Raw genomic sequence first — 24799 nt, 5'->3', positions numbered from 1 at the left:
CCGTGACCGCCGTCCCCCCGCTCCTGTCCTCGGACGAACGGACGCGCCTCGACCGCTGGCGCGACAGCCTGCTCGCCGATCCCCGCAACGCACGGCGGTGGCGCTGGCTCGCCCCGACGCTCATCACGCTGATCGCCTTCCTGCTTCGCGTCGTGAACGTCGGCAACCCGCACCAGCTGGTCTTCGACGAGACCTACTACGTCAAGGACGGCTGGAGCCAGTGGCTCCTCGGTTTCCCGTCGAACTGGCCGGGCGGAGCCGACGAACGCTTCGCCGCGGGCGACACGGACTTCTTCACGGGGGTCGGCAGCTACGTCGTCCACCCGCCCCTCGGCCGCGTCTTCATCGGTGCGGGCATGGCCCTGTTCGGCGCGGACTCCTCGACCGGGTGGCGGATCGCCGCGGTCGTGTTCGGTACGGCCACGGTCCTGCTGGTGTACCTGCTCGCGAAGACGCTCACCGGGTCCCTCGTCTTCGCGTCCGTGGCATCCGGTCTCCTGGCGATCGACGGCCTCGGGATCGTGCTGAGCCGCGTGGCGCTGCTCGACGGCTTCCTGACGTTCTTCATCGTGCTGGCCATGTGGTTCCTCGCCCTCGACCGGCGAGCGATGCGCGAGAGGTGGTCCGCGCGCGAGCCGCGCGAGTCGACGTGGGGTCCGCTCTTCTGGAACCGGCCGTGGCTGGTGGCCACCGGCGTGGCGGCGGGAGCGGCCACGGCGGTGAAGTGGTCAGGACTGTACGTCATCGCCGGGATCGGCATCTACGTCGTGATCACCGACGCCCTCGCGCGCCGTCGCGCCGGTGTGGTGCAGTGGCCCGTCGACGCGGCGCGGCAGGGGCTCGTCTCGTTCGTGCAGCTCGTGCCGCTCGCGGCCGCCGTGTACCTCGCCAGCTGGTCGGGGTGGCTCTTCACGGACGGCGGCTACGACCGGCACGCGCTCGACGCGACGCCCGCCACCGGCTTCTGGGCGTGGGTGCCGCTGCCGTTGCAGAACCTCTGGGGCTACCACCAGTCGATGTACGCGTTCCACGTGGGTCTGTCGACGCCGCACTCCTACGCGAGTCCCGCGTGGCAATGGCCGCTGATGATCCGCCCCACCTCGATGTACTGGCATCAGGATGATTTCGGGGTGAACGGATGCCAGCTCCCCAGCGGCTGCACCGAGGCCATCTCGAGCATCGACAACCCGCTGCTGTGGTGGGCCGGGATCGCGGCATCCCTCTATCTGCTGGTGCGGTTCGTCCTGCTGCGCGACGGACGCTACGGCCTCGTGCTCATGGGCCTCGCGGCGACCTACGTGCCGTGGCTGCTGTACCCCGAGCGGACGATCTTCCAGTTCTACACGGTGGCGATGGTGCCGTTCCTCGTGCTGGCGCTGACCTTCGCGCTCCGCGACGTCGCCCGCGGCCCCCGATCGATGCCCCGGGCGAACGGGCAGGCCTGGGTCGTGGTGTTCCTCGCGGTGTGCGTCATTCTCTCGGCGTTCTGGTACCCGGTGTGGACGGCACTGCCGGTGCCCTATGAGTTCTGGCGCCTGCACAACTGGATGACGACCTGGGTCTGAGGCCGAGGCTCGCCTTCGTTCGCAGATTCGCGCGAAGCTCGCAGGATTCCGCGGGGATTCTGCGAAGAACGCGGGATTCTGCGAAGTCCGACGCGCGCGGGCTCAGGCGAGCGCCGCCGGATCGGTCGTGGGCAGCGCGCAGGTGAAGGCACGGCAGTCGTACGCCGTGGCGGCGCCGTTGCGCGAGACCTTGCCCTCGAACAGCTCGAATCCGGCGCGGGCGAAGTCCTGCGCCTGCGCGGGTGTGACCACCGCGACCACGTCGGCGGCGACCCGGCGCGCGGCGTCGGCGAGGGCGGCATCCGTCTCGCCCACCACGACCACCTGACGCGGCGGCGTCGCGAGGCCGAGGGCGACGTCGAGGATCGCACCGTACGCGAGCGGCGCCGCGAGGGCCGCGGGGGCGGCGGCGCGGACCAGGGTCTCAGCCGCCTCGCGGTACCGCTCCCCCGCCCCGAGACGCCAGAGGTCCAGGGCCGCCGCGGCGAACGCCGACGGACCCGAGGGTGCCGCGCCGTCGCTCGGGACCCCCTGCGGTTGCATTCCCTGCACCGCCAGCACGGGGTCGCCGCCGCCGGGCGGACGGATGCCACCGGCCGAGAGGCACGCGTCGACCAGAGCGCGCGCCCGCTCGGCGTACGCGACCTCGCCGGTGACACGGCCGAGGGCGAGGAGGCCGCGGGCGAGGCCGCCGTAATCCTCGAGCGTCGCCGGGGCGGACGACCGGATCTCGTCGAGCGAAGCGCGGCGGAGCGTGCCGTCGTCGGCGACGTTGTTCTCGAGCACGGTGTCGGCGGCCCAGCGCGCGGCCTCGACGAACCGCGGATCGGTGCGAGCACCGGCGGCGGCGAGGGCCGCGATCGCGTGCCCGTTCCAGCCCGTGACGACTTTGGCATCCAGGGCGGGCGGCGCGAGGTCGGCGCGATCGGCGGTGCGGTAGTAGCCACCCTCGGAGCGCTCACCGTCGATGATCGACTCGGAGTCCTGCGCGGCGGCGACCCCGCCGGACGGCAGCTGCAGCACGTCGACGAGGAACCCCGCGGTCTCGGCGGCGGTCGCGTCGTCGCCCGCGGCGAGGGCGACATCGATGAGCCCGGCGTTGTCGGTGAGCATGCGCTCGTAGTGCGGGACGGTCCAGTCGCGCCGCGTGGCGTAGCGGAAGAACCCACCCTCGACGGGGTCGCGCAGCTCCGACCCCGTCATGGCCGACAGAGCGCGGGATGCCACGCCCGCGGCGTCGGGGACGAGGGAACTCAGCGCGGGGTGCTGCAGCAGACGCAGCACCGGGGTGTTGGGGAACTTCGGGGAATCGAGGGAGGCACCGGCGGCGAACCCGCCGAACTCCCGGTCCTCCCGGGACACGACGTCGGCCACGGCGGCGGCCAGCGCATCGGCGTCGGGGACCGCGTCGGCGGCGGCGGGAGCCGCGGACGCGAGGGCTTCGCGGAGCGAGGCGCCGGTGGCATCCACTTCTCCGCGCCGCTCGGTCCACGCCTCGCGCACGGCGGCGAGCACCTGCCGGAACGACGGGAGCTGCCCGCGCGGCTGGGGCGGGAAGTAGGTGCCGGCGTAGAAGATGCGGCCCTCGGGCGTGGCGAACGCGGTCAGCGGCCAGCCGAGGTGGGGCGTGAACGCGGAGGCGGCGTCGAGGTACGCCGCATCGACGTCGGGATGCTCCTCGCGGTCGACCTTGATCGCCACGAACCCGTCGTTGACGAGCGCGGCGGTCTCGGCATCCTGGAACGACTCCCGCGCCATCACGTGGCACCAGTGGCACGTGCTGTACCCGATCGAGACGAGCACGGGCACGTCGCGCCGGGCCGCGACGGCGAACGCCTCGGGCCCCCAGGGGAACCACGCGACGGGATTGTCGGCGTGGGCCCGCAGGTAGGGGCTCGAGGCGTTCGCGAGGCGGTTCAGCGTCTCGTCCGTCCTCAGTTGAGGTCGTCGGGGTGGGTGCCGACGCGGCCGGAGTCGTCGCCCGGGTCGATCTGGTCGATCGCAGCCATCTCGTCGGCGGTGAGCTCGAAGTCGAACAGGTCGAAGTTCTCCTCCAGGCGCTCGCGGCGCACCGACTTCGGGAACACGATGAGCCCGTGCTGGAGGTGCCAGCGCAGCACCGCCTGAGCGGGCGACTTGCCGTGCGCCTCGGCGGCGTCCTTGACCGCGGGGATCTCGAACAGGTCGTACTTCCCCTGGCCGAGCGGGCCCCACGACTCGATGTGCATGTCGTGCTCGGCGCCCCACGCACGGATCTCGCGCTGGCTGAGCGCCGGGTGCAGCTCGATCTGGTCGACGACCGGGGTGACGCCGGTCTCGGCGACGATGCGGTCGAGGTGCGGCACGAGGAAGTTCGAGACGCCGATCGAACGGGTCTTGCCCGCCTCGCGGATCTCGATCATCTTCTGCCACGCGTGCACGTAGTTGTCGTTCTTCGGCGTCGGCCAGTGGATGAGGTACAGGTCGACCGCGTCGAGACCGAGCTTCTGGAGGCTCTCGTCGATCGCGGCGTGCGGCTCTTCGCCGTCGTGGCGGTCGTTCCAGAGCTTCGTCGTGATGAAGAGCTCGTCGCGCGGGATGCCGCTGGACGCGATGGCGCGGCCGACACCCTCTTCGTTGCGGTAGATCGCGGCGGTGTCGATGTGGCGGTAGCCGACCTCGAGGGCCTCGGACACGGCGCGCTCGGCGTCGTCGGCGGGCACGAGGAACACGCCGTAGCCGAGCTGGGGGATGGAGTTTCCGTCATTGAGCTGGACAGAGGGAACAGTCATGGCATCCACCCTAGAAGCCCCCGCCGACATCGGCTCCGGGGTTGACGCGTCTACGCCAGCGGTGCGGCCGACGCGGCGCGCGCGAGCGCCTCGGCGACGAGCCGGACGTTCTCCACGACCGAGCCCGCCGTGACGCGCACGCGTCCGCCGGCCGGCGCATCCGCCGCGGGATCGATCACGAACGGCGCCCCCGCGGCGATGCCGATCCCCTCCGCCGCCGCGTGCACGAGCGCCGCGCGTTCGTCGCGGACCGGCATCCAGAGATTGATGCCGTCGGGGTCGCCGACGTCGATGCCGAGGCGGCGGAGGGCGGCGGCGAGCCGGTCGAGGCGGTCGCGGTAGATCAACCGGGCGGTGGCCACGGGCGCGGTCGAGCGCGGGTCGGTGAGCAGTTCGTACAGCACCGACTGCAGCAGCCGCGACGTCCAGCCGGGGCCGAGCATGCGGCGCCGCACGATCCGGTCGACGATCGCGGACGGACCGCCGAGCGCCGCGATGCGCAGGTCGGGGCCGTGCGATTTCGAGAAGCCGCGCACGTGCACGACCTGGGCCGGGAGCCACAGCGCGAGCGTCACGGGCGGCGCGCTCGCGATGAGGGCGGAGTGGTCGTCCTCGATCACGGTGACCCGTGTGCCGCCGGGGACGCTCAGCAGCACGTTCGCGAGGCGCCGCGCGCGTTCGAGCGACATCGACACCCCCGTCGGGTTCTGCGCGCGCGGCTGCAGCAGCACCGCGGAGGGCCCGAGCGCCAGCGCGCGGGCGAGGGAGGCCGGGAGCACGCCGTCGGCGTCGGTCTCGAGCGTCAGCGGGACGGCACCGGCGGCCTCGATGAGGTCGAAGAAGTAGGGGAACCCGGGCGACTCCACCGCGACGCGGTCGCCGAAGCGCACCACCTGGTCGAGGGTGCGGGAGATGCCGTCGAGCGCTCCGTCGACGACGGTCAGCGCCTCGACGCCGCGCACGGGCCATTGGTCGCGGAGCACGTCGTACAGATCGGGCAGCACCGGCAGGTCGTGGTAGCGACCGGTGTCGGCGCGCGGCCGGGCGAGGGCCAGCGCCCGTTCGATCGAGGGCAGCATCGCGGGGTCGGGAGTGCCGAGCGACAGGTCGAGCCGGAGCGCCGCGACGTCGCGCCCGGTCCCGAGGCCGCGGGGCGCGCCGGGGACGCGCTCGGCCGCCATGCCCTGCACCCGGGGACTCAGCCACTCGCGACGTTCGGCGCGGACGAAGGTACCGGCCCGGCCGCGCGAGAACACGACGCCGGCGTCGGCGAGCGCGCGCCAGGCCGACGCGACGGTTCCGGTCGACACCCCGAGGGCCGCGGCGACGTCGCGCACGGTGGGCAGCCGCTCCCCCGGCGCGAGCGTCCCATCGCTGACGAGACGGGCGATCTCGGCCGCCAATCCCGCCGACGTGCGCTCAACGAAGGAGTCGGCCGGAATCATCGGGCCCCCAATTTACGGCGGTGTCACTCGTGGAAATCGTGGAGAAATGTTCAGGCGCGACAGTAACAGAACTGGGGCCCTCGCCCGTCGGCGACGACGGAGGCGAGCCACGACGGCCCCGAGGAACGAGGGGACCATGACGACGGTACGCGCCGCGATCACGCAGACCACCTGGACCGGCGACAAGGCATCGATGCTCGACAAGCACGAGCAGTTCGCGCGGGATGCCGCGGCGCAGGGCGCCGAGGTCCTGTGCTTCCAGGAGCTGTTCTACGGCCCCTACTTCGGCATCACCCAGGACCAGAAGTACTACCGGTACGCCGAGCCGGCCGACGGGCCCATCGTCCAGCGGTTCGCCGCGCTCGCGAAGGAGCTCGGCATCGTCACGGTCCTCCCCATCTACGAGGAGGCGCAGACCGGCGTCTACTACAACACCTCGGTGCTCGTGGATGCCGACGGCACGGTGCTCGGCAAGTACCGCAAGAACCACATCCCCCACGTCGAGAAGTTCTGGGAGAAGTTCTACTTCCGCCCGGGCAACCTCGGGTACCCCGTGTTCGACACCGCCGTCGGCAAGGTCGGCATGTACATCTGCTACGACCGCCACTTCCCCGAGGGCTGGCGCGAGCTGGGCCTGAACGGCGCGCACATGGTCTTCAACCCCAACGCGACCAAGCCCGGCCTGTCGAACCGGCTGTGGGAGGTCGAGGGTCCGTGCGCGGCCGTCGCGAACGGCTACTTCGTGCTGCAGCCCAACCGGGTCGGTCGCGAGGACAACGAGTACGGCGACGAGGCCGTGACCTTCTACGGCACGAGCCAGGTCATCGACCCGCGCGGCAACCACGTCGGGGCGCTCGGGTCGAACGAGCACGAGGAGATCCTCATCCGCGACCTCGACCTCGACCTCGTGCAGCAGATGCGCGACGACTGGCAGTTCTACCGCGACCGTCGTCCCGACACCTACGGCGAGATCGTGGAGGCGTGAGATGACCACGACCCTCCTCACCGGCGGCACGGTCGTCTCGGCGACCGGGCGCTCCGCCGCCGACGTCCTCCTCGACGGCGAGACGATCGCCGCCGTCCTCGCGCCCGGCTCGACGCTGCTCGGCCACGACCTCGCGGCATCCGTCGATCGGGTGATCGACGCGACCGGGAAGTACGTGATCCCCGGCGGCATCGACGCCCACACCCACATGCAGCTGCCGTTCGGCGGCACGAGCGCGTCGGACACGTTCGAGACCGGCACCCGCGCCGCCGCCTGGGGCGGCACCACGACGATCGTCGACTTCGCCGTGCAGCGCGCCGGCGAGCGCGTGCAGGACGGCCTCGCGCACTGGCACGAACTCGCGGCGGGCAACTGTGCGATCGACTACGGCTTCCACCAGATCGTCGGAGGGGTGGATGCCGACTCCCTCGCGGCTCTGCCCGGCCTCATCGACGAGGGCATCTCGAGCTTCAAGATGTTCATGGCGTACCCGGGCGTCTTCTACGCCGACGACGCGCAGATCCTCCGTGCGATGCAGGTGGCGGCCGATACGGGACTCCTGACGATGATGCACGCCGAGAACGGCCCCGTCATCGACGTGCTCGCCGAGCAGCTGGTCGAGAAGGGCAAGACCTCGCCGTACTTCCACGGCGTCGCGCGCGCGTGGCAGATGGAGGAGGAGGCCACGCACCGCGCCATCATGCTGTCGAACCTCACCGGCGCGCCGCTGTACGTCGTGCACGTGAGCGCGAAGCAAGCGGTCGAGCAGCTCGCGTGGGCGCGCGACAACGGCCAGAACGTGTTCGGCGAGACGTGCCCGCAGTACCTCTACCTCTCGCTCGAGGATCAATTGGGGGCGTCGAGCGAGGAGTGGGGCGACTTCGAGGGCGCGAAGTGGGTGTGCTCGACGCCGCTGCGGTCGAAGCACGAGGGCCACCAGCACCACATGTGGCAGGCGCTGCGCACGAACGACATCCAGATGGTCTCCACCGACCACTGCCCCTTCTGCATGAAGGACCAGAAGACGCTGGGCCTCGGTGATTTCCGGGCGATCCCGAACGGCATCGGCTCGGTCGAGCACCGGATGGACCTCATGTACCAGGGCGTCGTGACGGGTCAGATCACGCTCGAACGGTGGGTGGAGCTCACCAGCACGACCCCCGCGCGGATGTTCGGCATGTACGGCAAGAAGGGCGTCATCGCCCCCGGCGCCGACGCCGACATCGTCGTGTACGACCCGGCCGGGCACACCTCCATCGGGGTGGACAAGACCCACCACATGAACATGGACCACTCCGCGTGGGAGGGCTTCGAGATCGACGGACACGTCGACACCGTCATCTCCCGCGGCAAGGTCGTCGTCGACGACGGCGCGTACCTCGGTGCCAAGGGCGACGGTCGTTTCGTCAAGCGCGGCCTGAGCCAGTACCTGGTCTGAGAGGGGACCCCATGGATTTCGGCGTCGTCCTGCAGACCAACCCGCCCGCCGCCCGCACGGTGCAGCTCTCGCAGCTCGCCGAGGCGCACGGCTTCAGCCACGTCTGGACCTTCGACTCGCACCTGCTGTGGCAGGAACCGTACGTCGTGCACTCGGCGATCCTCGCGGCCACGCGTCGGGTCACGGTGGGCCCGTTCGTCACGAACCCCGCGACCCGCGACTGGACCGTCACGGCATCCACGTTCGCCACCCTCAACGAGATGTACGGCAACCGCACGATCTGCGGCATCGGCCGCGGCGACTCCGCGGTGCGCGTCACCAACGGACGCCCGACGACGCTGAAGGCGCTGCGCGAGTCGATCCACGTGATCCGCGAGCTCGGCAACTCCCGCGCTGTGGAGTACAACGGCGCGACGCTGCAGTTCCCGTGGAGCCGCGGGTCGAAGCTCGACGTGTGGGTCGCGGCCTACGGTCCGCTCGCGCTCAAGCTCACCGGAGAGGTCGGCGACGGCTTCATCCTGCAGCTCGCCGACCTCGACATCGCGGAGTGGATGATCAAGACGGTCCGCCAGGCCGCGGAGAACGTCGGCCGCGACCCCGACGAGATCGCGTTCTGCGTCGCCGCCCCCATGTACATCGGCGAGGACACCCCGGAGAGCCGCGTGCACATGATCGAGCAGTGCCGCTGGTTCGGCGGCATGGTCGGCAACCACGTGGCCGACATCGTCGCGAAGTACGGCGACGGCTCCGACGTCCCCGCGGCGCTCACCGACTACATCGCGGGGCGCACGGGCTACGACTACAACTCGCACGGCAAGAGCAGCAACGACCACGTCGATTTCGTCCCCGACGAGATCGTGGAGCGGTTCTGCGTGCTCGGCACCGCCGAGGAGCACATCGCCAAGCTCGAGAAGCTGCGGGCACTGGGCGTCACGCAGTTCGCCGGCTACCTCCAGCACGACAACAAGGAGGAGACGATGCGGGTCTACGGCGAGACCGTGATCCCCGCGCTCACTCCCCCGGTGACGGCAAAGCGGTGACCGATCAGGCGATCGCCCCGGGGTCGGTGACCTCGCTGGTCCCCGACGACGGGGGTGGGATGCCACGCGCCCGCCGCCATCGCGGTGTCGGCCTCGCCCGCGTGGGCTGGGGCGTCGCCGGGGTCGCCGCGGTCGTGGCGCTGTGGGAGCTGTACAAGCTGCTCGGCCCCGCCGACGGCGTCACGGTCGGCGGCGACGGCTCCGCCGGATCCGGCGTCATCCTGCTCCCCCGCACGCACGACCGGGCGATGCCGCACGTGTGGGACATGGTCGCTCGCATGTTCGCGCCGACGAGCGGCGGCGACACCCCGCCGCTGATCGTCTCGGTGCTCGACGCCGCCGGCACGACCCTGGGCCTCGCGGCCCTCGGGTGGCTCATCGGCGTGGTGGTCGGTGGCATCCTGGGCATCGTCATGCAGCGCTGGCGGCTCGTGGAGTGGGGCCTGCTGCCCTGGATCGTGGTGAGCCAGATCGTGCCGCTCATCGCCTTCGCCCCCGTCGTCAACGCGCTCGGCAACCAGATCGACCGCGCTGGGGTCTTCCCGTGGCCGCAGTGGTTCTCGGTCGCGCTGATCGCTTCGTACCTGGCGTTCTTCCCCGTCGCCATCGGCATGCTGCGCGGCCTCGAAGCCCCCGACGCGCTGCACCTCGACCTGTTGCACGCGGGAGCGGCCGGCTGGTGGGCGACACTGATCCACCTGCGGCTCCCCGCCGCCGTGCCGCACCTGCTGCCCGCCCTCCGGCTCGCGGCCGCGTCCGCCGTCGTCGGCGCCGTGGTCGCCGAGGTGTCGATCGGGCTGCGCGGCGGCATCGGGCGCATGCTCATCCAGCTCGCTGGGCAGGCCTCGTCCGACCCGGCGGCCCCCTGGGCGCCGACGTTCGGCACCGTCGCCATCGGGCTCGTCGCCGCCGCGGGCGTCGCGCTCATCGGTGTGACCCTGCACCGTTTCCGTCGCGGAGAGGAGATCCGATGACCGCACCCGCCGTCCACGCCGCAGGCGTGGGGAAGGTGTTCCCCTCGACCGGTGGCGAGGTGACCGCCCTCACGGGGGTCGACCTCGACGTCGCCGCCGGCGAGTTCGTCTCGCTGATCGGTCCCTCGGGCTGCGGTAAGTCGACGCTGCTGCGCCTCATCGCCGACCTCGACACCCCCAGCACGGGCGACCTCGCCATCTTCGGCAAGCCGGCCCGCCAGGCACGCATCGACCAGGACTACGGCATCGCGTTCCAGCAGGCGGGACTCCTGCCGTGGCGGACGGTCGCGGCGAACATCGCGCTGCCGCTCGAGCTGCACCGCTGGAGCCGCGCCCGCCGCGACGCGCGCGTCGCCGAACTCGCCGAACTCGTCGGGCTGTCGGAGTTCGTGGGCCGCTACCCCGACCAGCTGTCCGGTGGCATGCAGCAGCGCGTCGCGATCGCCCGGTCGCTCGCGGCCTCCCCGCAGCTGCTCCTCATGGACGAGCCGTTCGGCGCGCTCGACGAGATGACCCGTGAGCGGCTGCAGACCGAACTCGCGCGCATCGCCGCCGAGACCGGCGCCGCCGTGGTCTTCGTCACCCACTCGATCCCCGAGGCGGTGTTCCTCTCCGACCGCGTCGTCGTGATGAGCCCGCGCCCCGGGCGCATCACCGACGTGATCGACACCCGCCCCGGACGCCCGCGCGACGAGGCCCTCCGCGAATCGCCCGAGTACTTCACGCGCGTCACGGCCGTGCGCGAAGCGCTCCACGGCACTCCCCTGCAGCGGGCGAACGAACGATGACCGCCACCCGGCTCCCGTCCTGGCTGCGGTTCGCAGCGCCCGTCGCCGTCGGGCTCCTCGGGCTCGGCGTGTGGTTCGCGTACGTCGCGTCGGGCAACGCCCCGCGGATGCTCCCCGACCCCGTCGCGATCCTCGGCGAAGGCATCCAGCGCTTCCCGCTCATCGTGGAGGCCGCCGCGGTCACGGGCACCAACGCGCTGGTCGGCCTCGTCGCGGGCACCGTCCTCGCCGTCGCGCTGGCCGCCCTGGCCGCCACCTGGCGCCCCGTCGACGGCATGACCGCTCCCCTGGTCGCCGCGCTCGCCGTCGTGCCGATCGTCGCGATCACCCCGATCCTCAACACGATGTTCGGCGCCTCCAGCCAGTTCGGTCGCGAAGCGGTCGCGGCCATCGCGGCCTTCGTCCCGGTGTTCGTCAACACGCTCCGGGGGCTGCGGCAGACGCGCCCGGTCCAGCGCGACCTCTTCCGTGCCACCGCGGCGTCGGGCGCGCAGACGTTCCGCTTCCTCACCCTCCCCACCGCGCTGCCGTACCTGCTCACCGGCATCCGCGTCGCCGCCTCGCTCGCGGTGATCTCCGCCCTCGTCGCCGAGTACTTCGGCGGCCCCTCCGACGGCATCGGCACCGCGATCGCCACCTACGCGAAGTCGGGGCGCGCCGCCCTCGCCTGGGCGTTCGTGGGCGGCGGCATCGTGATCGGTCTCGTCTTCTTCCTCGTCACCTCGCTGCTTGAACGCGTCGTCGCACGGCGCCTCGGTGCGGGGCGTCCGCCGGCCTGACCGGCATCCTTCCCGTCCGCCCTCGACAGAACAGGTTCCACCGCTCCACACCTGCACCACCCGCACCCGAAAGGACTCCCATGACACACAGCACACGCCGCGTCCTCAGCGCGGCCGCGGGGATCGCCGTGGCATCCCTCGCCCTCTCCGCCTGCTCCGGCGGATCCAGCGCGCCCGCCGAATCGAGCGCCGACTTCACCCCGCTGACCTCGGTCAAGCTGCAGCTGCAGTGGCTGCCGCAGGCGCAGTTCGCCGGCTACTACGTCGCCCTCGACAAGGGGTACTTCCAGGAGGAGGGCTTCGGCAAGGTCGACGTCGTCCCCTCCGGCGGCGACATCGTGCCCCAGGACGCCCTCGTCGCCGGCGACGTCGACTTCGCCGTCGCCTGGGTGCCGAAGGTCCTCGGCACCATGGAGAACCAGGGCGTCGAGCTCACCGACATCGCCCAAGTGTTCCAGAAGTCCGGCACGACCCAGGTGTCGTGGAAGGACTCCGGCATCACCAAGGTCGACGACTTCGAAGGCAAGCGCATCGGCTCGTGGGGCTTCGGCAACGAGTGGGAGATCTTCGCCGCGATGGCCGACAAGGGCCTGGATGCCACGACGGTCAAGATCACGACCCAGGACTTCTCGATGAACGCGCTCCTGGACAAGGACGTGGATGCCGCCCAGGCGATGACCTACAACGAGCTCGCGCAGCTGCTCGAGACGGTCAACCCCGCCACCGGGAAGCTGTACACGATGGACGACATCAACGTCATCTCGTACGAGGACACCGCCGGCGCCATGCTCCAGGACGCGATCTGGGCCGACACGAAGCGCCTCGCCGACGACCCCGCCTACGCGGACGCCGCCACGCGCTTCCTCAAGGCCGTCATCAAGGGCTGGGTCTTCGCGCGCGACAACCCCAAGGAGGCCGCGGACATCACGTACAAGGCCGCGACCGCCCCCGGCGTGAGCGCCTTCCCCGTGGGACCGACCCACCAGCTGTGGCAGATGAACGAGGTCAACAAGCTCATCTGGACCGGCGGCGACTTCGGTGTCGTCGACTCCGCCGCGTGGGACAAGACCGTCAAGGGCGCGCTCGCCGCGAAGAACCAGGACGGCCTCAACCTCATCACCACCGAGCCCCCGGCGTCGGCGTACTCCAACGACTACATCCAGAAGGCGCTGAGCGCGCTGAAGGACGAGGGCGTCACCGTGGACGGCGACTACACGCCGATCGACGTCACCCTCACCGAGGGCGGCCAGTAATCCCGCGCGGGGCGGCCGCCGTTCCGGCCGCCCCGCGTTCCACCTCTTTCCCGGAACGGCGTGGTTGACTACCCGGATGACGCAGCCCCCCGCGCAGCACGCGCGCCGTAAGCCCGAGTCCGGGTGGCGCCGTGGAGCGAAGACCCTGGCGATCGCACTGACCGTCGCGGTCGTCGCCGCCGTCGCCGTGGGCGGCTTCTACGCCTGGTCGCTGACCGAGCGCCTGCAGGAGGCCGCGGTCCCGCTCAAGGATGCCCCCGCACAGCCACCGGCGCTGAGCACGTACGACCAGCCGTTCTCGCTCCTCGTCGTCGGCACCGACGAATGCGACGACGAGGTCAAGCAGGCCTTCGGTGCCCGGTGCAGCGATCCCGGCAACGAGGGCTCGCGCAACGACGTCAACATGCTGCTGCACGTCTCCACCAATCCGCGCCGGGTGACCGTCGTGTCCTTCCCGCGCGACCTGCAGATCCCGATCCCCGCCTGCACCGGCAGCGACGGGTCGGAGTTCGAGGGCGCGTCCAAGGCCCCCATCAACAGCGCCTACGAGGACGGCGGTCTTTCCTGCGTCGCCGACACCGTCTCCGAACTGAGCGGCCAGAGCATCCCGTTCGCCGCGAAGGTCAGCTTCGGCAACGTCGTCAACATCACGGACGCGATCGGCGGCGTGGAGGTCTGCATCGGCGGCGAGGGGATCGACGACCCGGATGCCGGTATCGACTGGCCGCCCGGACCGCGGGTCGTCACGGGGTACGACGCTCTGGCGTTCCTGCGCACCCGCAAGGGCATCGGCGACGGCAGCGACCTCGCCCGTATCGGCAACCAGCAGCAGTACCTCTCGCGACTGGTCAACAAGCTCCGCAGCGACGAGGTGCTCTCCAACCCGGCGACGCTCATCAGCCTCGCCAACACGGCGGTGAACAACATCACGCCGAGCCAGAGCCTGGCCGACCCGATCCGCATCGCGCAGCTCGCCTACACGCTCAAGGACGTGCCGTTCGACGACATCACGTTCGTGCAGTACCCCGTCGTCGACGACCCGGCCGACCCGAACCGCGTGATCCCCGACGAGGCATCCGCCGCGATCCTGTGGGACGCGCTCGAACGGAACGCCGCGCTCACCCTCACGGGTGAGGCGGGGGCGAACGGCGGCGTGATCGCCGACCCGTCGGTACCCACCCCCACCCCGACGGAGACCGCCCCGGATGCCGCGACGCCGGACCCCTCGGCGAGCGCGAGCACCGGCCCCGGCACGGTCGACCTGCCGAGCAACATCAGCGGATCCAAGGCCGACCAGGCCACGTGCTCCGCCGGGAACGGCTGACCGCGGTCAGTCGAGGTGCGCGGCGGCGTAGGCCGCCATCGCGTCTCGCACGACCTGGGCCCGCTCCGCACCGCCGAAGTTCGCGGCAAATCGCGGATCGTCCACGTACAGGTCGCCGAGGCCGCGGTAGGCGTCGGCACCCGGCACACGCCCCCACTGCTCGGCGATCCAAGCGTGGTGGGTGCGGATGAGGTCCTGGAACTCCGTGGCATCCGGGGCCAGGCCGCGCTCCGCGGCTTGTCTTACGGCCGCGATCACCTCGTGGCCGTGCGCGTCGTCGGCCCGGCGTTCGACGGCACTCATCGCGGCGCGGCGGGCGGCGCTGCGCTCCCACGCGTCGTCTCCCCAGCGTTCCCGCACCTCGCCCTCCCAGCGCGAGTCGTCGACCCCCGCGAGTACATCGTCGATGTCCATGTCCTTCCCTTCTTCCAGTGCGGCGAGGGCGCTCCTCACCGCGGTGATGCGTCGCTCCATCGCGGAACGCGCCTCCTCGAGCGCGGCGACGTGCGCGCGCATGGTCTCCCCGAGCGACTGCTCGTCGGCGAGGGCCCGGGCGATGTCGGGCACCGGCAGGCCGAGGGCGCGCAGGGCGCGAATCCGGTAGAGGCGCGCGATCTCGGGTTCGCCGTAGAAGCGGTAGCCGTTCGCCGCGACGCGGGACGGGCGGAGCAGCCCGACCTCCTCGTAGTGCCGGAGCGTGCGACTGGTCACCCCGGCTGCGCGGGCGACCTCGGCGATGGGCCATTCGTTCATGGCATCCACCCTGTCGGTTGACGCAGCGGCAGAGTCAAGCCCGGAACGGATCCTCCCGGCGGGACGCGCGATGCGCCACGATCGAGGGGTGAGGAACATCGCGCGGTCGACGATCCTGCTCCTGCTCTCCGCCGTGGTGCTGACGGGCTGCGTTCCCGAACCGGCTCCCACGCCGACGGCGAGCGCGACGACGCAGACGCCCACGCCCACGCCCACCCCGACACCGACGCCGGATCCGCTCGCCGGCCTCAGCCTCGAGGACAAAGTCGGGCAGATGTTCATGGTCGGGACGTCGGTGAACGGCGCCGATGCGACGACCGTCGCCGCGGTGCGCGACGACCACATCGGCGGCATCTTCCTCCACGGGCGTTCGGATGCCGGCATCCAGGCCACCGCCGACCTCGTCAGCGGCTTCACCTCCCTCGTCCCCGCCGGGGTGCCTGCGCTGTGGGTGTCGACGGACCAGGAGGGCGGCGACGTCCAGGTGCTCTCGGGGCCCGGGTTCGATGGCATCCCGTCCGCTCTCGACCAGGGCCAGCAGGCGGATGCCACGCTCCGCGCCAACGCCGCGACGTGGGGACGCCAGCTCGCCCAGGCGGGGGTGAACATGAACCTCGCGCCCGTCGCCGACGTCGTCACGAGCCCCGAGACCGCCGGCGGCAACCCGCCGATCGGGCAGCTGAACCGCGAGTACGGCTACGACGCCGCGACGGTCGCCGCCAAGGCCGGCGCATTCGCTCAGGGGATGCGCGATGGCGGCGTGCTCCCGACGTTCAAGCACTTCCCCGGACTCGGGCACGTGGGTGAGAACACCGACACGTCGTCCGGGGTGACGGACGACTTCGTCACCGCCGACGGCCCCGACGTCGGGGTGTACTCCACGGTGCTGCCGCAGGGCCCGGCGGTCGCGATGCTGTCCACCGCGATCTACGCGAAAATCGACCCGAACGCGCCCGCGGCGTTCTCGCCGACGGTGGTCGGTGTGCTCCGCGGCCGGGTGGGGTTCGACGGCGTGATCACGACCGACGACCTCTCCGCCGCGCAGCAGGTGCAGCCCTGGTCGCCCGCCGACCGCGCGACGCTCGCGGTCGACGCCGGCGTGGACCTGCTGCTGGTCTCGGCCGACCCGTCGGTGTACCCCGAGATGCGGCAGGCCGTGCTCTCGCGCGCTCAGTCCGACCCCGCCTTCGCCGCGAAGGTGGATGCCGCCGCCCGCCGCGTCCTGGCCGCCAAGGCCGCGATGCCCTGACGCCCCCCTCACCGATAAACGCGATTCCTCGGCGGAAACGGTGCGGCAGGGCGTTTCTGCGCGTGGACAGCGTTTATCGGTGGGGGGCAGACCCCTGCGCGCGTCGTGGCCGGGAGAGGGTGGCACTTTGTGCCAGTACGGGCGTAGCCTGACGGCATGACCTCGCGCCGCCGCGACGACATCCTCGCCGCCTCCTTCGCCGCGACGCGGTGCCTCATCGACACCCACGGTCGGGCGAGCGTCACCGAACTCGCCGAGGCCGCCGGGATCTCCCGGCGCACCTGGCACCGGTACTTCCCCGCGAAGGAGGATCTGCTGCGGCCGCTCCTGCGGGACGCGACCGACACGCTGCTCGAGACCTTCGCCGCTCGGGACGCTACCGAGGACGTGTACGTCGCGTTCATCGCCGCCTTCGCCACGGCGGCGGGCGGGATGTTCACGGAACGGACCCGCGAACTGATGCCCATCGTGTTCGCCAGCCCGTCGCTCACCGCGGTCCTGGACAGCGAGACGCTGCGGACCGCTCCGCGGCTCCGTCCCCACCTCGCCCGCTTCCTCGACCGAGACGGCGACGACCCTACGGTGGTCGGGCTCGCCACGGTCCTCCTCGCGTTGGCGCTGTCGGCCCTCCGGGACGCGGCCGGATCCGAGTCCGACCCCGCCGCCCTTCTCGCCGAGCGCGTGGAGGCGCTCGGACTCACCCAGAGGACCCTGCCGATGCCGGCGGGAGAACGGAGATCATCATGAAGGCAATCCGGCTCTACGGCGCCGAAGACGCGCGACTCGACGACATCGAGGAGCCGCGAACGGGCCCCGGGCAGGTGAAGATCCACGTCGAGCGCACAGGCGTCTGCGGCTCCGACCTCGCGCTCTTCCAGTACGCGCCCGTTCCCAACGAGTACCGGCATCCGCTCTTCGGCGAGGAGGGTCCGCACGTGCTGGGGCACGAGTTCGCCGGCACGGTGGTCGAGGTCGGCGACGGAGTGGATTCGGTCCGGCCCGGCGACCTGGTGGCGGTGCGCCCTAACGTCTGGGACGGCACCTGCGCCGCCTGTCGTCGCGGCGAACCGAACCTCTGCGCCGAGTTCGGATTCGTGGGGATCAACGGCGGCGGGGGCGGGTACAGCGAGTACGTGGTCGTCGCGGAGGATCAGGCTCACCGGCTCCCGAACGAAATCGGGGCGGATGCCGCGGCGATGGTGGAGTCGACGACCGTCGCGTGGCACGCGATGAAGGTCTCGGGCGCCGGCGAAGGCTCGACCGCGCTCGTGATCGGCGCCGGGCCCATCGGCCTCGCGCTGCTGCTGTGCCTCCGCGCCCAGGGGGCACGACAGGTCGTCGTCAGCGAGATCAGCGAATCCCGGCGTGCACTCGCGGCGGAGTTGGGCGCCGACGTGATCGACCCGCGCGAGACCGACCCGGCGGAGTACGCCCGCAGCGTCGCGGAAGGCGGAGTCGACGTCTCGTTCGACGCCTCCGGCGTGGGAGACGTCACCCTCCTGCCAGCACTGAACGCGCTTCGCACCGGCGGCACCTCGGTGGTCGTGGCGCAGTTCCACCACCCCGTCCCCATCGACCCGAACCTGTTCCTCACGACCGAGAAGCGGCTGGTCGGGAGCTTCGCGTACACCGACGAGGACTTCCAGGAGGTCGTGGATGCCATCGTCGCGGGCACCATCGACCCGCGGCCGCTGATCAGCAGCGTGGTCCCGCTCGAGAACACCGTGGACGGCGCGATCCGCCACCTCCTCGGCACCGGACGCAACACCGAGGTGAAGGTCCTCCTCGCCCCGTGACGGCGGTTCGGGGCCGCGGCCGCCGCGCCGCCTCGTTCCGTGAGCCGCAGCCCCACCATCAGGCGGGGCCGCGGGGTCACTCGGTGGGGAGCGGAATCGCCACGGGGATCGGTTCGGTCGGCGGAAGCGTGAGCGCCTCGGGCCTTACCGGCGGGTGCGGGTTCACGGCGCCTCGTCGACGACGGTGGCGGACGTCGCGCTGGAGCTGACGACCTCCCCCACGCCCCAGCCGAAGAACGTCGTTCCCGACACCGTGCGTTCGCCGATGACCTGGCCGGTGGCGGGATCGACGATGACCTCGTCGCGGTTGCCCCAGCGCAAAGGTTCGTCGCGACCGATCGCCACTCCCTCGATTCCGTCGAGATTCGTGACGCCCCCCTTCGAGGTGACGCCCGGGATGCGCGACAGGGCGTTCAGCAGAGCGGCGCGCTGAGGGGCGGGCACGAGGCCCGAACGCAGCAGATTGGTGATGCGGACAAAATCGTCCTCGTCGTGCGAGGCGGAGCCGCCGATGTACCGGGCGTGGATCCAGTCGTACGCGGCAGCGCCGTCGAGGGGGATCTGGTCGTACTCGAGATCGAACGGCGGGGCGGACATGCCGAACTCGTCCGGACCGAAGAAGTCGCCGCGAATCCCGCGCAGCGTCTCGACCCCGTCTTTTCCGGGCATCCTCCCCCAGTCGCGGGTCTGCACCCATTCGTCGTCACGGTTCGCGGGTACGTAGACCGAGGTCGTCTCCTCGTTCGTGCCCTCGCACACCATGTCGCCCTGATCGTTCACCGCACACCACGGGTACGTCTCGTGTCGGGTGATGCGCAGGTACTGCCCCGGCCCCGGGGTGAGGTCGGAGAACTGCATCGCGGCCGCCGCGGCCTGCCGGAGCACCTCGCTCGCCTGAGCGGACTGCACACCCAGGTTGACGTTGCCGGCGATCAGGATGCCGGTGAGCGCCGCCGCGGTGCCTGCGGCGATCCACGTCGCGCGGCGGAGCGGCCGACGCCGCCGCCGCGGGGCGACGTGTTCGGCGCGCGGCGCGTCCGCGGTCGGGGTCGAGGCCGCGATCCGGGCCATCAGCGCCGCCCGGCCGGCATCCAGGGTCCGCTCGCTCGGTGCGAGCGTGTCGTCACGCGTGCTGCGCAGCAGCGTCAGTTCGTCCATGGTCCGTCTCCTGTTCGAGGGTGGGGCTTCCTGCGGCACGGCGGAGGATCCGCCGCGCCCGATTGAGTCGTGAGCGCACGGTGCCGACGGGCACCTCGGTCGCCACGGCGATCGCGGCGTAGTCGAGGTGACCCCAGGCGTACAGCAGCAGGGTGTCGCGGTCGGCATCCGAGAGCTTGCGCAGCGCCGCGGTCAGCCGACGCGTCGCGCGTTCGGCATCCATCCGCGCACCGGCACGCTCGATGAGATCGGGCGCGACCTGCGCCGCCATGTCGGCTGCCATGCCCTTCCACGCGACCGCTTCGAGCCGGGCGTGCTTGCGCATGAGCCGCGTGGCGATGCCGAGCAGCCAGGGGCGGGCGTCGGTCACCTCGCGGTCGTACGCGTCACGCCGCTCGAAGGCGACGAGGAAGGTCTCGGACATGACGTCGTCGGCCGCGTGTTCGCCCAGCCGCTGCGCGAGGTAGCGATACACCGCCGTGGCGTGGCGGTCGTACAGCGCCGCGAAGACGGCCGGGTCGAGATGCGACCGGGCGATGAGTTCGTTGTCTGTGCTCACACTCGTATTGCTCTTCTCCCCTGTTCGGGTTCACGGTTTCTTTCCGATCCTCGCGTGCCGGTCGGAGTTGACCCCGCCTTTCGAGGGACACGCACCGCCCAGCCCTCGATGCCCTGCCCCCTCCCCACCGATAAACGCGATTCCTCGGTGGAAACGGTGCGGCACGGCGTTTCCGCGGGGGAATCGCGTTTATCGGTGTGGGGGCGCGCTGCCGCACGCCGCGCCGCCGCGATAGGCTGAAAGGCTGTGTCCTCCCCCGAACCCGTCATCGTCTACCCGCCCGAGCTGCCCGTCAGCGCCGCGCGGGACGAGATCGCGCGCGCCATCCGCGACAATCAGGTCGTGATCGTCGCCGGCGCGACAGGGTCCGGCAAGACGACGCAGCTGCCGAAGATCTGCCTCGAGCTCGGGCGCACGTCGATCGCGCACACGCAGCCTCGCCGCATCGCCGCGAGGACCATCGCCGAGCGCATCGCCGAGGAGCTGCAGGTCCCCCTCGGCTCGACCGTCGGCTACAAGGTGCGGTTCACCGACAAGGTGTCGGCGGACACCCGGGTCGCGCTCGTGACCGATGGCATCCTGCTCAACGAGATCCACCGCGACCGGCTGCTCCGGCGCTACGACACGATCATCGTCGACGAGGCGCACGAGCGCTCGCTCAACATCGACTTCCTGTTGGGATACCTGCGGCGGATCCTGCCGCAGCGTCCCGACCTCAAGGTGATCGTCACCTCGGCGACGATCGACCCCGAGAGCTTCGCGCGGCACTTCGCCGCCCCGCCCGCCGCCCCGGGCGGGGAGCCGGTGCCCGCGCCGGTCATCGAGGTGTCGGGGCGGACGTATCCGGTCGAGATCCGGTATCGGCCGCTCGACGGGGCGGACCGGGCTCCGGAAGAAAGCGGCGATTCCGACCCGGATGCCGGTACACCCACGCCGCAACCGAAGAAAGCCCGGAGCGCGGCACAGGGCAAGCGCGACACCGACGACCCCGACGAGGTCGGCGCCGTCGTCGCCGCGCTCCGCGAGCTCGACCGCGAGCCCGCGGGCGACGTTCTCGTCTTCTTCCCCGGCGAGGCCGAGATCCGGGATGCGGCGGATGCCATCCGCGGGGCGTACCAGAAGGATGCCGCCCCGACCGAGGTGCTCCCCCTGTACGGGCGACTCTCCGCCGCCGAGCAGCACCGCGTCTTCGAGCGCTCCACCGTCGCGGGAGTCCGCCGCCGCGTCATCCTCGCCACGAACGTCGCCGAGACGAGCCTCACGGTTCCCGGCATCCGGTACGTGGTCGACACTGGCACCGCCCGCATCTCGCGGTACAGCAACCGCTCGAAGATCCAGCGGCTGCCGATCGAGGCCGTGTCGCAGGCGTCGGCGCAGCAGCGTTCGGGCCGCGCCGGGCGCACGTCCCCGGGTGTCGCGATCCGCCTGTACTCCGAGGACGACTTCACCCGTCGCCCCGAGTACACCGAGCCCGAGATCCTGCGGACGTCGCTGGCCTCCGTCATCCTGCAGATGCTGTCGCTCGGGTTCGGCGACATCGAGGCGTTCCCGTTCCTGACTCCGCCCGACTCGCGCGGCGTGAAGGCCGCGTTCGACCTTCTCGTCGAACTCGGGGCCGTGAAGCTCCCGACGCCGGGATCCCGCGCGGTCGACACCGACCGCGACGTCCGCGAAGACGGCGACCCGTCGCGGCAGCGCCGGGGCCGGGGCGACGAGCGCGGCCCGCGGCTCACCGCCATCGGGCGCGAGATCGCGCGGCTGCCGATCGACCCGCGCTTCGCCCGCATGCTGCTCGAGGCGCGCGGCGCCGACGTGCTGCCCGAGGTCATGGCGATCGTCGCCGGGATGTCGATCCAGGACGTCCGCGAGCGCCCCGAGGACCGCCGCGAGGAAGCCGACCGGTTCCACGCGCGCTTCACCGATCCGACCAGCGATTTCCTGTCGCTGCTCAACCTGTGGGAGTACCTGCACGAGAAGCAGGCCGAGCTCGGGTCGAGCGCGTTCCGGCGCCTCTGCCGCAGCGAGCACCTCAACTACGTCCGCGTGCGCGAGTGGGTGGACGTCCACCGGCAGCTGACGTCGCTGCTCGGCGCGGGGCGCGGCGAGGGGCGCGGGGCGAAGAAACATGTCCCACAAAGTGCGGCATCGGGCCGCTCGAGGCCGCGCAATTCGGGACATGCCACGTCAGAAGTGGGACGGGGGTCGGAAGGCACCTCCCCCGAGGGCCACGCGCAGGGGGATGCCATCCACCGCGCGATCCTGTCCGGATTGCTGTCGCACATCGGCATCCTGGATCCGCGCACCATGGCCCAGGCCAAGGACCGGAAGACGCCCGGCGACGGTCGCCCCACGAAGGGCGAATACATCGGGGCGCGCGGGGCGCGATTCGCGATCTTCCCCGGCTCGGGGCTCAAGAAGAAGCGTCCGTCCGCGGTCATGGCGGCCGAGCTCGTCGAGACCTCGCGCCTGTTCGCCCGGACCGTCGCGGCGGTCGACCCGGCGTGGGCGGAAGACCTGGCCCCCGACCTCGTGAAGCGGTCGCTGAGCGAGCCGCACTGGTCGAAGGATGCCGGCTCCGCCGCCGCGTACGAGAAGGTCACGCTGTTCGGGGTGGAGCTCGTCGGCCGACGCCGCGTGCAGCTCTCGCGCTTCGACCGCCCGCTCGCACGCGAGATGTTCGTGCGGCACGCGCTCGTCGAGGGCGAGTGGGATCCCTCGGTGCTCGACAAGCGCCTCACGGCGTTCCTCCGCCGCAACCAGGAGCAGCGCCGCCTGCTCGAGAAGATCGAGGAGCGCGAGCGCCGCCGCGACATCCTCGTCGGCGACGAAGCGGTGTTCGCGTTCTACAACGCGCGGATCCCCGCCGACGTCACCGACGTCCGCTCGTTCGAGACCTGGTGGAAGGATGCCTCGAACCGCACGCCGCACCTGCTCGACCTGCGCGAGTCCGACCTCACCGGCGACCGCGCGCAGGGCGACGACCGGGCGTTTCCCGCGCGCTGGCGACAGGGCGATCAGACGCTGAACCTCGCCTACCGCTTCGAGCCGGGCGCCCCCGACGACGGCGTGACGGTGGTCGTCCCCTTGCCGCTCCTCGCGCAGCTGCGGCCGGACGGGTTCGACTGGCAGGTGCCCGGGATGCGGGATGAGCTGGTCACTGCGCTGCTGCGCGCGCTCCCCAAGACGATCCGCCGCAACGTCGTCCCCGCCGCCGACTGGGCTGAGAAATTCAGTGCCGAGCTCGCCGAGAAGGGGCCCGAGCACGCGAACGGTCTGCCGAAGACCACGCTCGTCGACGCGCTCGCGGCGCAGGTGCAGCGGGTCGCGAACCAGCGCGTGAGCGCCGCGGACTTCGAACTCGACCGCGTGCCGGGGCACCTCATGATGTCGTTCCGCGCCGTCGATCCCCGCGGGAGGGCCGTCGGTTCGGACCGTGACCTCGGCGCCCTGCAGCGGCGCCTTGCCGACCGTGCGCGCTCGAGCGTGGAGTCGACGATCGCGCGCCCTCCGGTGCGCACGGCCGCGGCGCGGGTCGCCGAGGCATCCCCCGCCTTCGCCTCGCGGGCGAAGCTCACGACCTGGGATCTCGACGAGCTCGCCGAGGTCGTCGACACCCCGGTCGCCGGGGGTGTCGTCCGCGGCTATCCCGCACTCGTCGACGAGGGCGACAGCGTCGCGCTGCGCGTCGAGGCGACGCCCGAGGATGCCGCGCGGCACACCCGCGCCGGCATCCGTCGACTGCTGCTGCTCGCCGTCCCCTCCCCCGCGACGTACGTGCTCGACCACCTCACCGCGAACGAGAAGCTCGCGCTCGCGGCCTCCCCGTATCAGAACGCGAAGGCCCTCATCGAGGACGCGCGCGTCGCGGTCGCCGACGACGTGCTCTTCCGGCACGCGCCGAGCGGTGTCGTGCGCACGCGCGCCGAGTTCGAGCGCGTGCGCGACGCGTTCTCGGCCGCGTCGGTCGAGCAGACCTTCCAGGCGGTGTCGCTCGTCGCGAGGATCCTGCTCGCGCAGCGCGAGGTGGAGAGGGCGATGAAGGATGCCTCGTCGATCACGCTCCTCGTAGCGCTCAACGACGTGCGCGGGCAGCTGAAGGGCCTGATCTTCCCCGGTTTCATCTCGCGCACGGGCCTCGCCCGCCTCGCGCACCTGCCGCGATACCTCGCCGGTGCGCTCGAGCGTGTGAAGACGCTGCCCGACAACCCCGGCCGCGATCGTCAGCGCATGACCGAGTACGAGCGCGGCGCCGCCGGCTTCGTGGAGGCCGGGGGCGCGACGCCGCTCCCCGCCGACGCTCCGGCGCACCTCGTGCAGACGCGCTGGCTGCTGGAGGAGTTCCGCGTCAGCCTCTTCGCCCAGCGTCTCGGCACGGCGGAGCCGGTGTCGCCGCAGCGCCTCGCGAAGGCGCTGAAGGGCGGGTCCTAGACCCCCAGCGCCCCGCCCCAGGTGCGCAGCAACGCCTCCAGATCGGCACGCTGCGCGCGGCTCAGGCCCTCCAGCAGCCGCTGCTCGTTGCGCACGTGGGCGGCGAACGCCTCGTCGATGACCCGCACCCCCGCGGGCGTCAACGCGACGATGCGTCCGCGTCCGTCGTCGTCGCTCCCCCGACGGACGACCAGACCGGATGCCACGAGCCGGTCGACGCGCTTGGTCACGGCACCCGTGGTCACCATCGTCGTGCGCGCGAGTTCCCCCGCCGCGCACGCGTACGGCTCCCCCCGGCGGCGGAGGGCGGCGAGGATGTCGAACTCGCCCTCGCCGAGTCCGTGGTCGCGGTAGACGCGGAGCAGCTCCTCGCGCAGCCGGTCGGCGACACGGTGCAACCGGCCGATGACCTGCAGGGGCGAGACGTCGAGGTCGGGCCGCTCCTCGCGCCACTCCTCCACGATCCGGTCGACGCGGTCGGTGTCGTTCATACG

At 71.5% G+C, this 24799-nt stretch carries 20 protein-coding genes; 13 read left to right on the top strand and 7 right to left on the bottom strand.

The genetic code is table 11. From position 1 onward, the window contains the following. Nucleotides 1-2 precede the first annotated feature (2 nt). The gene (locus RKD05_RS12800) at nucleotides 3-1565 is read left to right on the top strand and encodes a dolichyl-phosphate-mannose--protein mannosyltransferase (RefSeq protein WP_424710503.1); all 1563 of its coding nucleotides are present in this window, start codon (nucleotides 3-5) and stop codon (nucleotides 1563-1565) included. A 102-nt stretch (nucleotides 1566-1667) separates the two neighbouring features. Here RKD05_RS12800 and RKD05_RS12795 read toward each other — a convergent pair whose 3' ends face one another. Genes RKD05_RS12795 through RKD05_RS12785 form a run of 3 tightly spaced genes read right to left on the bottom strand, consistent with a single transcriptional unit; the run spans nucleotide 1668 to nucleotide 5781 of the window. After that, the gene (locus tag RKD05_RS12795; RefSeq protein ID WP_424711841.1) at nucleotides 1668-3485 is read right to left on the bottom strand and encodes a thioredoxin domain-containing protein; all 1818 of its coding nucleotides are present in this window, start codon (nucleotides 3483-3485) and stop codon (nucleotides 1668-1670) included. Nucleotides 3486-3499: 14 nt separating this feature from the next. Continuing rightward, entirely contained in the window at nucleotides 3500-4336 is an 837-nt protein-coding gene (locus tag RKD05_RS12790) for an aldo/keto reductase (RefSeq protein WP_424710500.1), read from the bottom strand. Between the two features lie 50 nt (nucleotides 4337-4386). Beyond that, nucleotides 4387-5781 carry an aminotransferase class I/II-fold pyridoxal phosphate-dependent enzyme gene (locus RKD05_RS12785; protein ID WP_424710497.1) on the bottom strand — a complete coding sequence of 465 codons (1395 nt, stop codon included), beginning with the start codon at nucleotides 5779-5781 and terminating at the stop codon, nucleotides 4387-4389. Nucleotides 5782-5917: 136 nt separating this feature from the next. On the opposite strand from RKD05_RS12785, the gene RKD05_RS12780 reads away from it, so the two are divergent. The 8 genes from RKD05_RS12780 to RKD05_RS12745 all read left to right on the top strand — a co-directional run bounded on the left by RKD05_RS12780 (nucleotide 5918) and on the right by RKD05_RS12745 (nucleotide 14362). Then, nucleotides 5918-6766: a nitrilase-related carbon-nitrogen hydrolase gene (locus tag RKD05_RS12780; protein ID WP_022880083.1), complete on the top strand. Its 849-nt coding sequence runs from the start codon at nucleotides 5918-5920 to the stop codon at nucleotides 6764-6766. A 1-nt stretch (nucleotide 6767) separates the two neighbouring features. Then, entirely contained in the window at nucleotides 6768-8204 is a 1437-nt protein-coding gene (gene hydA, locus RKD05_RS12775) for a dihydropyrimidinase (protein ID WP_424710494.1), read from the top strand. A gap of 11 nt (nucleotides 8205-8215) precedes the next feature. Beyond that, the gene (locus RKD05_RS12770; protein ID WP_424710493.1) at nucleotides 8216-9244 is read left to right on the top strand and encodes a TIGR03842 family LLM class F420-dependent oxidoreductase; all 1029 of its coding nucleotides are present in this window, start codon (nucleotides 8216-8218) and stop codon (nucleotides 9242-9244) included. Further along, nucleotides 9241-10218 carry an ABC transporter permease gene (locus RKD05_RS12765; protein ID WP_424710490.1) on the top strand — a complete coding sequence of 326 codons (978 nt, stop codon included), beginning with the start codon at nucleotides 9241-9243 and terminating at the stop codon, nucleotides 10216-10218. Before RKD05_RS12770 ends, RKD05_RS12765 begins: the two co-directional genes overlap by 4 nt. Then, the gene (locus RKD05_RS12760; protein WP_424710489.1) at nucleotides 10215-11006 is read left to right on the top strand and encodes an ABC transporter ATP-binding protein; all 792 of its coding nucleotides are present in this window, start codon (nucleotides 10215-10217) and stop codon (nucleotides 11004-11006) included. Before RKD05_RS12765 ends, RKD05_RS12760 begins: the two co-directional genes overlap by 4 nt. Then, complete coding sequence (locus RKD05_RS12755; RefSeq protein WP_424710486.1) at nucleotides 11003-11785, top strand: ABC transporter permease; 783 nt, start codon at nucleotides 11003-11005, stop codon at nucleotides 11783-11785. Before RKD05_RS12760 ends, RKD05_RS12755 begins: the two co-directional genes overlap by 4 nt. A gap of 80 nt (nucleotides 11786-11865) precedes the next feature. Further along, complete coding sequence (locus RKD05_RS12750) at nucleotides 11866-13038, top strand: ABC transporter substrate-binding protein (RefSeq protein ID WP_424710484.1); 1173 nt, start codon at nucleotides 11866-11868, stop codon at nucleotides 13036-13038. 76 nt (nucleotides 13039-13114) lie between these two features. Further along, nucleotides 13115-14362 (top strand): LCP family protein, encoded by a 1248-nt coding sequence (locus RKD05_RS12745; protein ID WP_424710481.1) that lies wholly within the window; start codon nucleotides 13115-13117, stop codon nucleotides 14360-14362. 6 nt (nucleotides 14363-14368) lie between these two features. On the opposite strand, the gene RKD05_RS12740 is transcribed toward RKD05_RS12745, so the two are convergent. Continuing rightward, nucleotides 14369-15115: a MerR family transcriptional regulator gene (locus tag RKD05_RS12740; protein WP_424710479.1), complete on the bottom strand. Its 747-nt coding sequence runs from the start codon at nucleotides 15113-15115 to the stop codon at nucleotides 14369-14371. An 88-nt stretch (nucleotides 15116-15203) separates the two neighbouring features. Here RKD05_RS12740 and RKD05_RS12735 point away from each other — a divergent pair, with 88 nt between their 5' ends. The 3 genes from RKD05_RS12735 (at nucleotide 15204) to RKD05_RS12725 (ending at nucleotide 18160) form a co-directional block, all read left to right on the top strand. Then, a complete protein-coding gene (locus tag RKD05_RS12735; protein ID WP_424710478.1) occupies nucleotides 15204-16364 on the top strand; it encodes a glycoside hydrolase family 3 N-terminal domain-containing protein in 1161 nt (386 codons plus the stop codon). A gap of 156 nt (nucleotides 16365-16520) precedes the next feature. Beyond that, nucleotides 16521-17111: a TetR/AcrR family transcriptional regulator gene (locus RKD05_RS12730; RefSeq protein ID WP_424710475.1), complete on the top strand. Its 591-nt coding sequence runs from the start codon at nucleotides 16521-16523 to the stop codon at nucleotides 17109-17111. Beyond that, nucleotides 17108-18160 carry a 2,3-butanediol dehydrogenase gene (locus RKD05_RS12725; RefSeq protein WP_424710474.1) on the top strand — a complete coding sequence of 351 codons (1053 nt, stop codon included), beginning with the start codon at nucleotides 17108-17110 and terminating at the stop codon, nucleotides 18158-18160. Before RKD05_RS12730 ends, RKD05_RS12725 begins: the two co-directional genes overlap by 4 nt. 162 nt (nucleotides 18161-18322) lie before the next feature. On the opposite strand, the gene RKD05_RS12720 is transcribed toward RKD05_RS12725, so the two are convergent. Both RKD05_RS12720 and RKD05_RS12715 read right to left on the bottom strand, forming a co-directional pair. After that, nucleotides 18323-19318 carry a CU044_5270 family protein gene (locus RKD05_RS12720; RefSeq protein WP_424710472.1) on the bottom strand — a complete coding sequence of 332 codons (996 nt, stop codon included), beginning with the start codon at nucleotides 19316-19318 and terminating at the stop codon, nucleotides 18323-18325. Next, nucleotides 19284-19877 (bottom strand): RNA polymerase sigma factor, encoded by a 594-nt coding sequence (locus RKD05_RS12715; RefSeq protein WP_424710469.1) that lies wholly within the window; start codon nucleotides 19875-19877, stop codon nucleotides 19284-19286. Before RKD05_RS12715 ends, RKD05_RS12720 begins: the two co-directional genes overlap by 35 nt. 246 nt (nucleotides 19878-20123) lie before the next feature. Here RKD05_RS12715 and hrpA point away from each other — a divergent pair, with 246 nt between their 5' ends. Continuing rightward, nucleotides 20124-24305 carry an ATP-dependent RNA helicase HrpA gene (hrpA, locus tag RKD05_RS12710; protein ID WP_424710466.1) on the top strand — a complete coding sequence of 1394 codons (4182 nt, stop codon included), beginning with the start codon at nucleotides 20124-20126 and terminating at the stop codon, nucleotides 24303-24305. On the opposite strand, the gene RKD05_RS12705 is transcribed toward hrpA, so the two are convergent. Then, nucleotides 24302-24796 (bottom strand): MarR family winged helix-turn-helix transcriptional regulator, encoded by a 495-nt coding sequence (locus RKD05_RS12705; protein WP_424710464.1) that lies wholly within the window; start codon nucleotides 24794-24796, stop codon nucleotides 24302-24304. The genes hrpA and RKD05_RS12705 overlap by 4 nt on opposite strands. Nucleotides 24797-24799 lie beyond the last annotated feature (3 nt).

Source organism: Microbacterium sp. SLBN-111 (assembly GCF_049739645.1).
In the GTDB taxonomy this organism is placed as follows: Bacteria; Actinomycetota; Actinomycetes; order Actinomycetales; family Microbacteriaceae; genus Microbacterium.
This window is presented reverse-complemented; position numbering and strand designations above follow the sequence as displayed.